The organism is Dactylosporangium sucinum (assembly GCF_014647515.1).
In the GTDB taxonomy this organism is placed as follows: Bacteria; Actinomycetota; Actinomycetes; order Mycobacteriales; family Micromonosporaceae; genus Dactylosporangium; species Dactylosporangium sucinum.
On the sequence record NZ_BMPI01000017.1, the window covers coordinates 95,221 to 110,098 of the forward strand.

Below are 14,878 nucleotides of genomic sequence, written 5' to 3' on the forward strand. Positions count from 1 at the left end.
AGGCTCGGCGCGGGTGGGCTACGATTACTCGGCACGCTCGGGGTATAGCGCAGCTTGGTAGCGCGCTTCGTTCGGGACGAAGAGGTCGTCGGTTCAAATCCGGCTACCCCGACCACGTGAAACACCAGGCCAGGGCCGGTTTCCTCAGACGAGGAGATCGGCCCTGAACCGTCTCTGGCACCGTTCGGGAGTGGACCGGGGGCACCACGCACGGTCTAGGAATGGGGAATCGAACCGTCCGGCCCCGGTGGCTCCGTGGCGGCGGCCGCGACGATGAGCTCCAGCGCGGCCGCGTGTCGCTGAAACGCTTGCCGTCCTTGCGGGGTGAGCTGCACGGAGGTGCGCCGTGCCCGGCTTTGCTGGTCTTTGCGAACCGTGACGTACCCGGCCTCGGCCAATGCTGAGACATGCTTGGACAGGGCCGAATCGCTCGTCCCGATCGCGTCCCTCAGGAAACCGAAGTCCACCCAGGCGGCCGGTGCCAGCAGGGCGACGATCGACAACCGTGCCGGGACGTGCAGAAACTCGTCAAAGCGGGGGTCCATCAGGCCCGTCCGCCGTCGCGCAGCACGATCTTCTTGAAGGCCCGGCGGGTCAATGGCGTCATGGCGACGTAGGTGGCAGCCGTGGCCGTAGCGGCGATCGTGCCCTGTGACATCAGTCCGTGCGACGGAAGACTGAACAACGCCCAGGCGGCGATTCGGAAGGCGCCGAACAGCAGCATCAGCCCGGCCGGCAGTCCCACCCAGAACAGCCACTCCGGGCTGGTGGGCTTTCGCCGCACCAGGGCCCGCCGCTCGCGCACGATCCCCACTGCGACGAAGAGTCCGAACCCAAGCAGGACCGCGGCGGTGCGCCAAGGGTTCCGGAGATCGATGGACGCCAGCCCGACAAGAAGGCCCAAGGCTGCGAGCAGGACGTACGGGAGGGCGAAGCCCTGGCGGACGACCTGCTCCCGAGTCCTGTCCTGGAGGCGTCGGATGTCGTCGAGCGAAGACTGCGCATCGCGAGGGTGCATGGACCCATCCTTGATCGTTGGACTGCTTTCCTCTAAGGAAAGTAGCAGATACTTTCCTTAGAGGAAAACAGTCGGACCAGGTGGGCAGCAGCCTCGTCCCGCCACGCCGGCGCGCGGCCGGCGCCGGCTCAGTAGGACTTCTCCTGGCCCAGGAGGTGCTGGGCGACGAAGTTGAGGATCATCTCCCGTGACACCGGGGCGATCCGGCCCGCGCGGACCGAGCCCAGCAGGGTTGCCACGCCGTACTCCGTCGTCATGCCGTTGCCGCCCAGCGCCTGGATCGCCGTGTCCACGGCCAGGGCGGCCGCGTCCGCGGAGGCGTACTTGGCCATGTTCGCGGCCACGCCCGCCTCCAGGTCGCGGCCCGCGTCGTACAGCGCGGCCGCCTTGGCCACCATCAGGCGGGCCAGCTCCACCTGGATGTGCGCGTGGGCGAGCGGGTGGGCCACGCCCTGGTGGCTGCCGATCGGGCGGCCCCACACCGAGCGGGTCGCGGCGTAGGTCGACGCCCGCTCCAGCGCGTACCGGGCGACCCCGCACGCCATCGCGGCGACCGTGATGCGCTCCGGGTTCAGCCCGGCGAACAGCGCCGGCAGGCCGGCCTCCACGTCCTCGCCGATCAGGGCCGACGCCGGTACCTCCACGTCGTCCAGGAACAGCAGGAACTGGTTCTCGGGGGAGACGATCTCCATCTCCAGCTTCGACGCGGTCAGACCGGGCGCGTCACAGGGCACCAGGAACAGGGCCGGCTTCAGTTTCCCGGTCCGCTCGTCCGCGAGCCGGGCGACGACGAGCACGTGGGAGCACTCGTCGACGCCCGAGATGTACACCTTCCGGCCGGTCAGGACGTAGCCGTCGGAAGAAGCCCGCGCGACCGTCGACAGCTTGTGGAAGTTGGAGCCGGCATCGGGCTCCGTGATGGCGAAGCACATCTTCAGCGAGCCGTCGGCGAAGCCCGGCAGCAGCGCCGAGCGCTGCGCGGGCGTGCCGTGGCGGTTGACGATCGTCGAGACGATGGCCGGCGACACCACGAGCAGCAGCAGCGGCGACCCCGCCGCCGCCAGCTCCTCGCACACGATCGCCAGCTCGGTGATCCCGCCACCGCCGCCGCCGAACTCCTCCGGGACGCTGACGCCGAGGTAGCCGAGCCGGCCGGCGTCCTGCCACAGCTCGTCGGAGTGTTCGCCCGCCTTGGCCTTGCGCACGAAGTACTCGTGACCGTAGCGCTTGCCGAGCTTGGCGACGGCGTCGCGGAGGTCTTGCTGTTGAGGGGTGTAGTCGAAGTCCAACGAAGGCTCCAAAGAAGAACGAACTACGAGGGGGTGAGCACCGCCAGCAGTGCGCCGGACTCGACCTGCGAGCCGGCCGCGACCCGCAGGTCGCTGATGACACCGTCGGTGGGGGCGTGCACGGGGTGTTCGAGCTTCATCGCCTCCACGGTCAGCAGGAGCTCGCCGGCGGCGACCCGCTGGCCGGGGACGACGAGGACCCGCCCGACCGCGCCGGGCAGCGGCGCGACCAGTGAGCCCTCGGGCTGCTCGGCGACGGGCAGCGGGTACCGCGGGAGCTCCGTGAGCGTCATCGACCCCTCGGGACTGTCCACGAACGACACCCCGTCGACCTCGTGCACCGCGAACTGCAGGCGCACCCCGGCGACGTCGAGCACGACCCGCTCGCCGGTGGCGGAGAGGATCGCCGCCGGCGGGTGGTCGGGCGCGCCGGTCGGGTCGAGGGCGGCGCCGGGCAGGCCGATGTCCTCCGGGTCGATCCGGCGCACCGCCCAGGCGGCCAGGTCGTTGCTGCGGTCCAGCCGGTAGCCGACCTCGATCGTGCCGGTCGGCCCCTCGTACACCACCGTCTGCAGGGCGCTGGGAACGTTGCGCCAGCCGGACGGCAGGCCCGGCAGCGCGGCCGACTTGCCCCGCCGCGCGGCGCCGGCCAGCGCGACCGCGAGGCACGACAGCCGCACCGCGTCGACCGACGACAGCAGCGGCGCGAACACCTCCGGGTGCCGGTCGAGGAAGCCGGTGTCGGTGCCGCCGGACAGGAACGCCGAGTGGCGCAGCACCCGGACCAGCAGGTCGCGGTTGGTCGTGACGCCGTGGATGCGGGCCCGGGCCAGCGCGTTGGACAGCATCCGGGCGGCCTCGGCGCGGGTGGGCGCCCAGGCGATGAGCTTGGCGAGCATCGGGTCGTAGTGCACGCCGATGACCGAGCCGTCGGTGACGCCCGAGTCGAGCCGCAGGCCGGGTGCGGTCAGCGGGCCGAAGGCGTGCCCGGCGCCCGGCACGTCGAAGCGGTGCAGCGTGCCGGTCGACGGCATCCAGGCGTACGCCGGATCCTCCGCGTAGAGGCGGACCTCGATCGCGTGGCCGCGCAGCGGCGGCGACCCGTTGAACGGCAGCGTGCCGCCCTCGGCGACGTGCAGCTGGAGCCGGACGATGTCGACCCCGATCACGCACTCGGTCACCGGGTGCTCGACCTGCAGGCGGGTGTTCATCTCCAGGAAGAAGAACTCGCCGGACGGCGCGAGCAGGAACTCGACGGTGCCGGCGCCGACGTAGGAGACCGCGCGGGCGGCGGCGATGGCGGCCTGGCAGAGCTTCTCGCGCAGCGTCGCGTCGACCGCCGGCGACGGGGTCTCCTCGACGATCTTCTGGTGGCGCCGCTGGATGGAGCACTCGCGCTCGCCGAGCGGCACGACGTTACCGTGCGAGTCGGCCATGATCTGCACTTCGATGTGGCGGGCGCGCTCGATGTACCGCTCGCAGAACACCGTCCCGTCGCCGAACGCCGACGCCGCCTCCCGCCGCGCGGCGGCCACGGCCTCGGCCAGCGCCTCGCGGTCGCGGACCACCCGCATGCCCCGCCCGCCACCGCCGGCCGACGCCTTGACCAGCACCGGGAACGTGTCGACCTGCTCCGGCTCGACGGCGGTCGGCAGCATCGGCACGCCGACGTCGGCGAGCAGCTGCTTCGCCTCCAGCTTCGAGCCCATCATGGCGATGGCCTTCGGCGATGGCCCGACCCAGGTGAGGCCGGCGTCGATGACGGCCCGCGCGAAGTCGGCGTTCTCCGAGAGGAAGCCGTACCCCGGGTGCACCGCGTCGGCGCCGCACTTGCGCGCGGCCGCGATCAGCAGGTCACCGCGCAGATAGGTGGCGTTCGGCGCGCTTCCCGGCAGGTGTACCGCGTAGTCGGCCTCGCCGACGTGCGGCGAGTCGGCATCCGCGTCGGAGTACACCGCGACCGTCTCGATGCCCATGGACCGGCAGGTGGCGAAGACCCGGCGCGCGATCTCGCCGCGGTTGGCGACCAGCAGCCTGCGAATCACGTTGTACCCCTAGTGTCGGAAGACGCCGAAGTGAGCCGGACCGTCGGCGCCCGCGGCGTCGACCAACGCCAGGCACATGCCGAGGACCGTGCGGGTGTCGCGCGGGTCGATGACGCCGTCGTCGTACAGGCGCCCGGACAGGAACAGCGCCGCCGACTCCTGCTCGACCTTGTGCTCGACCATGAACCGCATCGTGCGGTCCTGCTCCTCGTCGTAGGTGTGGCCCTTCGCCTCGGCCGCCTGGCGGGCGACGATCGACAGCACGCCGGCCAGCTGCTGCGGCCCCATCACCGCCGACTTCGCGTTGGGCCAGGTGAACAGGAACCGGGGCTCGAAGGCCCGGCCGCACATGCCGTAGTTGCCGGCGCCGTAGGAGGCGCCGATGTTGATCGTCAGGTGCGGCACCCGCGAGTTGGCCACCGCGTTGATCATCAGTGCGCCGTGCTTGATGATGCCGCCCTGCTCGTACTCGCTGCCGACCATGTAGCCGGTGGTGTTCTGCAGGAAGATCAGCGGCGTCCCGCTCGCGTTGGCGAGCTGGATGAACTGCGCCGCCTTCTGCGCCTCCTGGGAGAACAGGATGCCGCGGACGTTGGCCAGCACCCCGACCCGGTGGCCGTGCACCGCGCCCCAGCCGGTGCACAGCGCCGTGCCGTAGGCCGGCTTGAACTCGTCGAACTCGCTGCCGTCGAGCACCCGGGCCAGGATCTCGCGCGGGTCGAACGGCACCCGCAGGTCGGCCGACGGGATGCCGAGCAGGTCCTCGGGGTCGAGCTTGGGCTCGGCGCCGTAGCTGCGGCCGGCGAAGCCGGCGAAGTTCTTCACGCATGAGCGGGCCAGCCGCAGCGCGTCGCGCTCGTCCTCGGCGACGAAGTCGGCCAGGCCCGAGCGGGTCGCGTGCATGAGCGCGCCGCCGAGCGTCTCGTCGTCGACCGTCTCGCCGGTGGCCATCTTCACCAGCGGCGGGCCGGCCAGGAACACCTTGGCCCGGTCGCGCACGAAGATCGTGTAGTCGGACATGCCCGGCACGTACGCGCCGCCGGCCGTCGCGTTGCCGAACACCACGGCGACGGTCGGGATGTTCTGCGCCGACAGCCGGGTCAGGTCGCGGAACGCCGCGCCGCCCGGAATGAAGATCTCCGCCTGCTGCGGCAGGTCGGCGCCGCCCGACTCGACCAGGTTGATCATCGGTAGCCGGTTCTCGCGGGCGATCTGGTGGGCCCGCTGGGTCTTCTTCAGCGAGTACGGGTTCACGGCCCCGCCCCGCACCGTCGGGTCGTTGGCGACGATCACGCACGGCTGGCCCTCGACGATGCCGATGCCGGTCACCACGCTCGCCCCGACCGGGTAGTCGGTGCCCCAGGCGGCCACCGGGCACACCTCCAGGAACGGCGCGTCGCGGTCGATCAGCAGCTCGATCCGCTCGCGGGGGAGGAGCTTGCCGCGCGCGTGGTGGCGGGTCACGTACTTCTCGCCACCGCCGCCGCGCGCCTGCCGCAGCGCCGACTCCAGCTCGGTCAGCCGCTCCAGCATCGCCTCGCGGTTCTCGCGGTAGGCCGTGCTCCGCGGGTCGAGGTTGCTCGTCAACACCGGCATGCCTCAGACCCCCAACTGCTTCGCGATGATCTCGTTCATGATCTCCGTGGTCCCGCCCCCGATGCCCAGGATGCGGGCGTCTCGGTAGTGGCGCTCGACCTCGGCGTCCCGCATGTAGCCGAGGCCACCGTGCAGCTGCACGGCCTGGTCGACGACGTGGTCGCAGGCCAGGACGGCGGTGTTCTTCGCCATCGCCACCTCCGTAACGAGTCGCTCGCCGCTTGCGACACGCAGCGCCACGTGCCGGACGTAGGCGCGGGCGGCGTCGACCTGCCGGGCCATCTCGGCCAGCCGGTGCCGCACGAGCTGCCGGCCGGCGAGCGGCCGGCCGAACGTGTGCCGGTTGCGCACCCAGGCCAGCGTCAGGTCGAGGCAGCGCTGCGCGGTCGCGTACGCCTGTACCGCCAACGAGATCCGCTCGGTGGCGAAGTGGGTCATCAGCTCGGCGAACCCGCCGACCCTGTGGTGTGCCGGGACGCGAACGTCCACGAAGGACAGCTCGGCCGTGTCCGAGCAGCGCCAGCCCATCTTGTCCAACCTTCGGGTGACGGTGAACCCCTCGGTGACCAGCAGGGCGAACCCATCCGGCGTCTGCACGGCGGTCGTCGCGAAGTCGGCGCGGGTGCCGCTGGTGATGTACGTCTTGGCGCCGTTGACCAGGTAGTGGTCGCCGTCGGGTTGCGCGCTCGTCCGGATGCCGGCGACGTCGGAGCCGCCGTCCGGCTCGGTGATCGCCAGGCAGCCGATCTTCTCGCCGGCGAGGGTGGGCATCACGTACCGCTCGATCAGCTCCCGGTCGCCGTGGGCGACGATGTGTGGCAGCGCGATGCCGTGCGTGAACAGCGCGGCGACCAGGCCGGACGAGCCGCCGGCCTGAATCAGCTCCTCGGTGACGACGATGGTGTCGATCAGGTCGCCGCCGGAGCCGCCGACCTCCTCCGGGAAGCCGACGCCGAGCAGTCCCAGCTCGGCCGCCGTGCGGTGCAGCGCGCGGGGCACCTCGCCGGCGTCCTCCCAGGCGTTGAGGTGCGGCAGCACCTCGCGGGTCACGAACGCACGGGTCAGCTCGCGCAGCCGCCGCCGCTCCTCGGTCTGGAATTCGTCGATCACGGAAGGTCGACCACCCTGGATCGCAGCCACTCGCCGAGCGCCTTGCCCTGGGGGTCGAAGCGGGTGCTCGCCGCGACGCCCTGGCCGAGGATGCCGCGGATCACGAAGTTCACCGCGCGCAGGTTGGCCAGCTCGTACCGCTCGATCTCCAGGTCGCGGGTCTCCGGCAGCAGCGCTGTGAGCTCGGCGGTGCCGAAGCCGCGCAGCCAGGCAAAGCCGTCGTCGTCGCGGGCCCAGACGCCGAGGTTGGCGTCGCCGCCCTTGTCGCCCGACCGGGCGCCGAACCGCGTCCCGAACGGCTGTTTCGTGGTCGGGGCTGCGCCTCGCGGCCGCTCCGGCGTCTGGGTGGTCGTCGGCTCGGCCGTCGTCGGCGGCGGCGCGATGCGGCGGCGCGTGCCGTCGGGCAGGACCGCCACGTGTTCGACGGCCTCCTGGGGTACCGGATGATGAGCAAAGAAGCCGAAGGGCGTGGCGTCGCCGGGCGGGGCGGTCAGCGTCAGGCCGGGGTAGGACGCCAGCGCCAGCTCCACCGCCGCCTGGGAGAACGCGCGTCCGGCCCGCTTCTGATCCGGCGCTTTCAGGTGTACCGCCAGCAGCGCGCTCGCCGCCTGCTCGTCCTCGGCGTCGGGGTGGTCGGTGCGCGCCAGGACGAACTCCAGGCCGTCGGGGCCGATCGCGTCCTCCAGCTGGGCGCGCACCAGGGCGGCCTTCTCCTCGATCTGCAGGCCGCAGAGCACGAACGTCATGCTGTTGCGGAAGCCGCCGAGCCGGTTGGTGCCGACCTTCAGCGTGGGCGGCGGCGGTGTGCCCGTCACGCCGCCGACGAGCACCCGGTCGGGGCCCTCCTGGCTGAGCCGGATGGTGTCGAAGTGCGCGACGACGTCGGGGCCGAGGTACTGCGGTGCGCCGATCTCGTAGAGCAACTGGGCGGTGACGGTCTCCACGGTGACCGCGCCGCCGGTGCCGGGGTGCTTGGTGATCACGGCGCTGCCGTCGGGGTGCAGCTCGGCGATGGGGAAGCCGGGGCGGCGGCCGCCGTCGGGCAGCTCGGTGAAGAAGGCGAAGTTGCCGCCGGTCGCCTGCGCGCCGCACTCGAGGATGTGGCCGGCGACGGTGGCGCCCGCGAGGGCGTCGAGGTCGGCGTGCGTCCAGCCGTAGTGGGCGATGGCGGGGCCGACGACGAGGCTGGCGTCCGTGACCCGGCCGGTGACGACGATGTCGGCGCCGGCACGGAGGCACTCGGCGATGCCGAACGCGCCCAGGTAGGCGTTGGCGGTGAGGGCGGTCGGGTCGTCAACCTGGTCGCCGGTCACGTAGGCGACCTTGACCTGCTCCGCACCCGCGATCTTGCCGATCGCCGCGGCGAGGCCCGCGGGGTTGAGACCGCCGGCGTTGGTGACGATCTTGGTGCCCTTGTCGAGGGCTTTGGCGAGGATGCCCTCCAGCTGGCGGAGGAACGTCTTGGCGTAGCCGGTCGACGGGTCCTTCATGCGGTCGCGGCCGAGGATGAGCATGGTCAGCTCGGCGAGGTAGTCGCCGGTGAGGACGTCGAGGTCGCCGCCGTCGAGCATCTCCTGCCAGGCGGTGGCGCGGTCGCCGTAGAAGCCGGAGGCGTTGCCGATCCTGATCATCGCTTCGGCTCTCGCTTCGCTCCCGGCGGGCCGGCGAACGCCTGGGCGACCGTGGTCCACTCGCCGGCCTCGTCGCCGGTGACCTGCAGGGCGAGGTCGACCGGGTTGCGCCGCTGGGTGACGAGCAGGCAGAAGTCGAGCACCGGGCCGGTGACCCGGTTCGGCGCGTCCTCGGGGCCGAAGGTCCACAGCTCGCCGTCCGCCGTGGACAGTTCGACGCGGAACGGCTGCGTCGGCTCCGCGCGGCCGTGCATGGCGAAGCTGTGGGCGATGGTGCGGTACCCCAGGTACGCCACGTGTCGCAGCCTCGCCGTGGGTCGCAGGTGCTCCTCGGCCGTCGGACCGTCGAGCGTCTCGGCGACGTCCCGGCCGTGCGCCCAGGTCTCCATCATTCGGCCGGTGGCGCTGGACAGCGGCGACATGGCGGTGCCGAACCAGGGCAGCTTCCGCCCCTCGGGAACGTCGATCAGCGCCTTCGCCAGCTCCGCCCGGCCTCGCCGCCACTTCGCCAGCAGCTCGGCCGGCGGCGCGAGGCCTTCGGCGGCGGCGTGGTCCACCAGGTGGTACGGGTCGTCGACCGCGCCCAGTTTCCGCAGGAACGCCTCGGGGCCGGTGGCGGCGAGCGTGGCGACCGAGTCGGTCCAGTGCAGGTGCGAGATCTGGTGGGCGACGGTCCAGCCGGGGGCCGGGGTCGGCCGGCTCCAGTCCTCGACCGGCAGCGCGCTGACCAGGCGGTCGAGCGCGGCCGACTCCGCGTCGAGGTCGGCGAGCACTTCGGGCAGCGTTGCCATCGGCGTTGTCCCTTACAGGTGGGTTGCGAGCTGCTGCTTCCAGGCGGCGAGGAGCTGGTTGCGTCGCGGGGTGTCGTCGGTGAGCAGGTTGGCGACGCCGAGCCCGCGAAGGAGATCGAGGGTCGCCTGGACCGCCTCGCGGACGCCGGGCTTCGACTCGTCGGCGCCGAGCACGTCCACGGTCAGGCGGTGCATCTCGCGGCCGACGCGGGCTTCCAGGGGTACCAGCGCGTCGCGCAACTCCGGATCGGTGCGCGCGGCGACCCAGACCTCGAGCGCCGCGACGAACAGGGGCCCGGTGAACGCGGCGGCGAGCAGGTCGATGACCTGGTCGACCCGCTCGGTCCGGTCGAGTCCGGCCGCGAGGTTGGCGGCCTCGGCCCGGATCTCCTCCGCCCGCCGCTCGGCGAGATGCTGGACGGCGGCGAGCACGAGGGCGGCCCGGGTGGGGTAGTGGTGCAGCTGGGCGCCGCGGGAGACGCCCGCCCGCTCGGCGATGACGGTGGTGGTGGCGCCGGACCATCCGTAGCGGTACAGGCAGTCGACGGTCGCCTCCAGCAGCCGCTGCTGCGTGGCCCGGCTGCGATCCTGCTGCGGCTCCCGCCCGGCGGCGGCGCTGGGCTGCCGGCCGTGCGGCGCGTCCTTGACGGCCGTGGGGGCGCTCGTGTGCCGGCTGTGCGGTGCGTCCGGCTCGGGGGTTGCGCTCGCCCGGCGACCTGTCGCGCCGCCGTCCCCGTCTGATCCGCGGCCGGTGATCGTGCCGCTCAACCTCCTGCCGCCGCGGTGCTCTTCCGGTCCGCGTGCCGTGGTCACCTCGACCACCCGCGGCCCCGTTGCCGATCCCCGCTCCGCTGCCACCACGCCAGCTTGCGCCCTTCAGAAACAAACAGTCAAGACTGATTTTTTCGCTCGTGGACTGAGCTGTCCTTGTCCAGGAGCAGCTCAGGGGTGTCTCGGGGGTTCTTTTCTCGCGGTCTTCGGTGGTTCTTTTCCGGTGGTTCTTTTCCGGCGGTTCAGACTCGGGCGCGGCGGGCCAGGCGCTCGGGGTCCATGATGATCACGCTCTTGCCGTCGAGGCGGAGCCAGCCGCGCGAGGCGAAGTCGGCGAGGGCCTTGTTGACCGTCTCGCGCGACGCGCCGACGAGCTGGGCCATCTCCTCCTGGGTCAGGTCGTGGTTGACCCGCAGCACGCCGCCGTCGCGGGTGCCGAACCGGCCCGCCATCTGCAGCAGCGTCTTGGCGACACGGCCGGGGACGTCGGTGAAGATCAGGTCGGCCAGCGAGTCGTTGGTGCGGCGCAGGCGGCGGGCCAGCACGCGCAGCAGCTGCTCGGCGATCTCCGGGCGGTTGGTCAGCCAGGGACGCAGGGCCTGCTTGCGCAGCCGGGCCAGGCGCGTGTCCAGCACGGCCGTGGCCGTGGCCGTGCGCGGACCGGGGTCGAACAGCGACAGCTCGCCGACCATGTCGCTGGGCCCCATCACAGCGATGAGGTTCTGCCGCCCGTCGGCAGCGCGGCGGCCAACCTTGATCTTGCCGGACAGCACGATGTACAGGCTGTCACCCGGCTCGCCCTCGCTGAACACGATCTCGCCCTTGCGGAGGTCGATCGTTTCCATCTCTTTGGCGAGGGATTCCGCGGCCTCGGGCTCGACCCCTTGGAAGATGCCGCTCCGTGCCAGTACCTCATCCATCGCATCCACCTCGCATCGTCGGCGCTCCGCCCGCTCTTGAGCGATCGCGCGAACGCCAGTTTATGCACACAGGGGCGTTCGATGAGCGTCGGGCGGGATGCTGACAGTACCCTGCGACCTGCGCAAGCCCCATTCCGGATTCGGCCGGCAACGAAGTCGCGGAGGTGCGATATGTTGCCGGGGCACGGTGATGCCGACCGCGTTGGGGTGGAGAGATCGCATGACGGTATACGGCGGCCCGTCGCGCTGGCCGGACGAACCGGCCGACCGCGACGACCGGACCGGCTCGGGCACCCCGTCACCGGATCAACCGGCCCGGGACGCTCAGGGTTACGCCCGGCCCCCTTCCTATTCTCCTCCGCCACCGCCGGCCGAGCCCACCGGCTCGTTCGGCGCACCGCCGGCCGGTCCGCCGCCGGGCCGCGCGTCCTCGGGCCGGGCCCGGGTGGGCGGCACCGGCTCGTTCGGCAGCGTCCCGCGCGACGCCACCGGCCCGGTGTACGGCGGCGCACCCGTGCCGCCGACCCAACCTCCAGGCGGCCCAGCCTTTGGCGGCCCGTCGTTCGGCGGCCCGGCGTCGGGTGGTCCGGCGTTTGGCGGCCCCGCGTCGGGTGGTCCGGGCGCGCCGCCACCGGACGGCCCGGCGTTCGGCGGGCGCGCGTCCAGCGGTCCGGCGTTCGGCGGAGGGTTCGGTGCGGAACCGCCGGCCGGTCCGGGCTTCGGCCGCGGCGGCTTCGAGCCCACCGGACCCGCTTCGGCCCGTGGCGGCTTCGAGCCGCACGGCCCCGCCTCCGGACGAGGCGATGCGACCGGCCCCGTCTACGGTCGCGGCGACTCGACCGGCCCCGTGTACGGTCGCGGCGACGCCACCGGCCCGCTCTACGGCCGCGACGACGCCACCGGCCCCTACGGCGGCCGCGACGCCACCGGCTCGGTCTTCGGTCAGCGCGGCGCCGACGCGTCCGGCCCGCTGTACGGCGGCTCTCGCGACCCCATTCCCGGCCCGGCGCGGCCCGAGGACCTGTATGCGGCCCAGGCCTACCAGCCCGAGGAACGAGCCGGCCGCCGCAAGCTGCCCCTGCCCGGCGAGCCCCCGCCCGAGGGCCGGGGCGGCCGCCGCCGGACCGCCATCCTCATCGGCGTGATCGCCGTGCTCGTGGTGGGCGCGGGCACGGCCGGCGCCGCGACGCTGCTCGGCGGCGACGGGGACCCGAAGCCGACCGCCAGCTCCCCGTCCCGCCAGCAGCAGGCGGCCGGGGCCTCCGGCTCGCCGAACGGATCGCCGGCCGCGCAGGGCGTGCCCGGGCCGGCCGAGGGCATCACGATGACCGCCACCGGCGACATCGTCATGGGCATGGCCCCCAACGGCCTGCCGCCGAACGGGGGCAAGGGCTTCTTCGACCCGGTCAAGGAGTTCCTCGTCGCCGACTTCCAGATGGGCAACCTGGAGCAGACGCTGACCGACGACACCGGCGTCGGGAAGTGCTCGGCCGAGTCGGCCGGCAAGACCTGTTTCGCCTTCCGGACGCCCCCGTCGTACGTGAACAACCTCAAGGACGCCGGGTTCATGATGATGACGATGGCGAACAACCACGCCTACGACTTCGGCGAGCAGGGGTACAAGAACTCGCAGAAGGCGCTCGACGGGGCCAGCATCAAGTACACCGGCTGGCCGGGCATGATCTCGATCGCCGAGGTCAAGGGCGTCAAGATCGCCGTCGTGGGCTTCTCGTCCTACAAGTGGTCGAACCTCTGCAGCGACCTCGACGGCGCGAGCAAGATCATCAAGGAGGCGGCCGGGCAGGCCGACCTCGTCGTGGTGCAGGTCCACCAGGGCGCCGAGGGCTCCGACAAGACCCGCACGAAACCGGGCACGGAGTACTTCCTGGGCGAGAACCGCTGCGACACGATCGCGTTCGCCCACACGGTCATCGACGCCGGCGCCGACCTGGTCGTCGGCCACGGCCCGCACGTCATGCGCGCGATGGAGTTCTACAAGGGCCGGCTGATCGCCTACAGCCTGGGCAACTTCGCCGGCTACCGCGCCCTGAGCTACAACGGCGTGGTCGGCGTCGGCGGCGTGCTGAAGGTGCAGCTCGCGGGCGACGGCACGTGGAAGAGCGGCTCGCTCACCGCGACGTACATGGTCGCCCCAGGTCTGCCGAAGCCCGACCCGAAGAAGCAGGCCATCCCGATGGTCTCGAACCTCACCAAACAGGACTTTCCGACCACCGGCCCGAAGATCGCGGCCGACGGCACGATCACACCGCCGGCGGCCGGATAGCCATCGGCACGGCGCGGACGGCGGGTCGCTCGATCGGGCCCGCCTGCGCCCCGACGTATTGTCGGTGCGTGACCGAGACAGCGCTGGGACTGAAGCGGCGGGCGCGACGCATGGGGCGCGCGCTCGCCGCGATCCATCCCGACGCGCACTGCGAGCTTGACTACACCACGCCGCTCGAGCTGGCCGTCGCGACCATCCTTTCGGCCCAGTGCACGGACGAGCGGGTCAACCAGGTGACGCCGAAGCTGTTCGCCCGCTATCCGGACGCGGCCGCATACGCCGGCGCCGACCGGATGGAGATGGAGGAGCTCATCCGGCCGACCGGATTCTTCCGGAACAAGACCGACTCACTGATCCGGCTGGGTCGGGCCCTCGTCGAGCAGCACGACGGGGAGGTGCCGGGGACCCTCACCGAGCTCGTCGCGCTGCCCGGCATCGGGCGCAAGACCGCCAACGTCATCCTCGGCAACGCGTTCGACGTCCCGGGCATCACCGTCGACACCCACTTCGCGCGGCTGACCCAGCGGTGGGCGTGGACCACGGAGAGCGACGCGGTGAAGATCGAGTTCGCCGTCGCCGCGCTCATCGAGCCGCGCGACTGGACGATGCTCTCCCACCGCGTGATCTTCCACGGCCGCCGGGTGTGCCACGCCCGCAAGCCCGCCTGCGGCGCCTGCACCCTGCGGAGGGACTGCCCGTCGTACGGCATCGGCCCGACCGACCTCGAGACGGCGATCTCGCTGCTCAAGGGCCCGCGCGCCCACGAGCTGGCCGAACTGGCGCTGGCCTCGTGACCCGTCGTCCCGCCGCGGCCACGGTACTGCTGGTGGCCGCACTCCTCGCGCTGGCCGGCTGCACGGCGGCGACCCCATCGCCGGACCCGGCGCCGACCGCCGTGCCGTCGGGGCCGCGCTGCATCGAGCCGGCCGCGTCGCCGGCCGCCTCCGCCGCCCCGTCGAAGGGCCCGGCGCTGCCCGCGATGGCGCTGCAGTGCTTCGAGGGCGGCCGCTGGACCCCGGTCTCCGACCTCGGCGGCGCTCCCACGATCGTCAACCTGTGGGCGTCGTGGTGCGAGCCGTGCAAGACCGAGCTGCCGGCCGTCCAGCGGGTCGCGACCGTCGGCGCGGGCAAGGTGCGGGTCGTCGGCATCGTCACCAAGGACCGCCACGAGTGGGCCAAGTCGGTGATCGAGCGGCAGCAGCTGACCTTCCCGATGCTGGAGGACCCGGACCAGCATTTCGCCGTCGCCGTCAGCCCGCTCGTCGGCAAGGCCCTGATCAACCTGCCGGTGACCCTCTTCGTCACCGCCGACGGGCGCATCGCGCACGCGTACCAGGGGCCCGCGCTCGACGAGGCCGAGCTGCGTGAGCTCACCCAGCAGTATCTCGGCGTGGCGGTACCGTCATGATCAAAATGGTGCGGG

Annotated in this window: 13 protein-coding genes and 1 tRNA gene; 4 read left to right on the top strand and 10 right to left on the bottom strand. The window is 72.2% G+C overall.

Annotated elements, in window-relative coordinates:
• Window positions 1-38 precede the first annotated feature (38 nt).
• Window positions 39-115: transfer RNA gene (locus tag IEZ31_RS19240), tRNA-Pro, on the top strand.
• A gap of 100 nt (window positions 116-215) precedes the next feature.
• Here the strand turns inward: IEZ31_RS19240 and IEZ31_RS19245 are convergent.
• The 10 genes from IEZ31_RS19245 to IEZ31_RS19290 form a co-directional block, all read right to left on the bottom strand.
• On the bottom strand, window positions 216-545 hold the full coding sequence (locus tag IEZ31_RS19245) for a winged helix-turn-helix domain-containing protein (RefSeq protein WP_190251278.1): 330 nt from the start codon (window positions 543-545) through the stop codon (window positions 216-218).
• Window positions 545-1,018 carry a hypothetical protein gene (locus tag IEZ31_RS19250; RefSeq protein ID WP_190251279.1) on the bottom strand — a complete coding sequence of 158 codons (474 nt, stop codon included), beginning with the start codon at window positions 1,016-1,018 and terminating at the stop codon, window positions 545-547. The genes IEZ31_RS19245 and IEZ31_RS19250 overlap by 1 nt, the downstream gene beginning before the upstream one ends.
• 128 nt (window positions 1,019-1,146) lie before the next feature.
• Complete coding sequence (locus IEZ31_RS19255; protein WP_190251280.1) at window positions 1,147-2,307, bottom strand: acyl-CoA dehydrogenase family protein; 1,161 nt, start codon at window positions 2,305-2,307, stop codon at window positions 1,147-1,149.
• Between the two features lie 23 nt (window positions 2,308-2,330).
• Complete coding sequence (locus tag IEZ31_RS19260) at window positions 2,331-4,352, bottom strand: ATP-binding protein (protein WP_190251281.1); 2,022 nt, start codon at window positions 4,350-4,352, stop codon at window positions 2,331-2,333.
• 9 nt (window positions 4,353-4,361) lie between these two features.
• On the bottom strand, window positions 4,362-5,948 hold the full coding sequence (locus IEZ31_RS19265) for an acyl-CoA carboxylase subunit beta (RefSeq protein ID WP_190251282.1): 1,587 nt from the start codon (window positions 5,946-5,948) through the stop codon (window positions 4,362-4,364).
• Window positions 5,949-5,951: 3 nt separating this feature from the next.
• Window positions 5,952-7,055: an acyl-CoA dehydrogenase family protein gene (locus IEZ31_RS19270; protein WP_229835535.1), complete on the bottom strand. Its 1,104-nt coding sequence runs from the start codon at window positions 7,053-7,055 to the stop codon at window positions 5,952-5,954.
• Window positions 7,055-8,689 carry an acyclic terpene utilization AtuA family protein gene (locus IEZ31_RS19275; RefSeq protein ID WP_190251284.1) on the bottom strand — a complete coding sequence of 545 codons (1,635 nt, stop codon included), beginning with the start codon at window positions 8,687-8,689 and terminating at the stop codon, window positions 7,055-7,057. Before IEZ31_RS19275 ends, IEZ31_RS19270 begins: the two co-directional genes overlap by 1 nt.
• The gene (locus tag IEZ31_RS19280) at window positions 8,686-9,480 is read right to left on the bottom strand and encodes a TIGR03084 family metal-binding protein (protein WP_190251285.1); all 795 of its coding nucleotides are present in this window, start codon (window positions 9,478-9,480) and stop codon (window positions 8,686-8,688) included. Before IEZ31_RS19280 ends, IEZ31_RS19275 begins: the two co-directional genes overlap by 4 nt.
• Window positions 9,481-9,492: 12 nt before the next feature.
• Window positions 9,493-10,041 (bottom strand): TetR/AcrR family transcriptional regulator, encoded by a 549-nt coding sequence (locus IEZ31_RS19285; protein ID WP_229835538.1) that lies wholly within the window; start codon window positions 10,039-10,041, stop codon window positions 9,493-9,495.
• Between the two features lie 452 nt (window positions 10,042-10,493).
• Window positions 10,494-11,171, bottom strand: coding sequence for a Crp/Fnr family transcriptional regulator (locus IEZ31_RS19290; RefSeq protein ID WP_190251286.1), 678 nt, complete (start codon window positions 11,169-11,171; stop codon window positions 10,494-10,496).
• Window positions 11,172-12,249: 1,078 nt separating this feature from the next.
• Here IEZ31_RS19290 and IEZ31_RS59385 point away from each other — a divergent pair.
• From IEZ31_RS59385 to IEZ31_RS19305, 3 genes are all read left to right on the top strand, one after another.
• Window positions 12,250-13,455 carry a CapA family protein gene (locus IEZ31_RS59385; protein ID WP_373294634.1) on the top strand — a complete coding sequence of 402 codons (1,206 nt, stop codon included), beginning with the start codon at window positions 12,250-12,252 and terminating at the stop codon, window positions 13,453-13,455.
• Window positions 13,456-13,565: 110 nt separating this feature from the next.
• Window positions 13,566-14,249 (top strand): endonuclease III, encoded by a 684-nt coding sequence (gene nth, locus IEZ31_RS19300; protein WP_190251342.1) that lies wholly within the window; start codon window positions 13,566-13,568, stop codon window positions 14,247-14,249.
• Entirely contained in the window at window positions 14,246-14,863 is a 618-nt protein-coding gene (locus IEZ31_RS19305; protein ID WP_190251288.1) for a TlpA family protein disulfide reductase, read from the top strand. Before nth ends, IEZ31_RS19305 begins: the two co-directional genes overlap by 4 nt.
• The last annotated feature ends 15 nt before the right edge of the window (window positions 14,864-14,878 follow it).

Coding starts and splice junctions, on each gene's coding strand:
- IEZ31_RS19250 (WP_190251279.1), bottom strand. CDS start 1,018: ATGCACCCTCGCGATGCGCAGTCTTCGCTCGACGACATCCGACGCCTC.
- IEZ31_RS19245 (WP_190251278.1), bottom strand. CDS start 545: ATGGACCCCCGCTTTGACGAGTTTCTGCACGTCCCGGCACGGTTGTCG.
- IEZ31_RS19280 (WP_190251285.1), bottom strand. CDS start 9,480: ATGGCAACGCTGCCCGAAGTGCTCGCCGACCTCGACGCGGAGTCGGCC.
- nth (WP_190251342.1), top strand. CDS start 13,566: ATGGGGCGCGCGCTCGCCGCGATCCATCCCGACGCGCACTGCGAGCTT.
- IEZ31_RS19265 (WP_190251282.1), bottom strand. CDS start 5,948: ATGCCGGTGTTGACGAGCAACCTCGACCCGCGGAGCACGGCCTACCGC.
- IEZ31_RS19290 (WP_190251286.1), bottom strand. CDS start 11,171: ATGGATGAGGTACTGGCACGGAGCGGCATCTTCCAAGGGGTCGAGCCC.
- IEZ31_RS19275 (WP_190251284.1), bottom strand. CDS start 8,689: ATGATCAGGATCGGCAACGCCTCCGGCTTCTACGGCGACCGCGCCACC.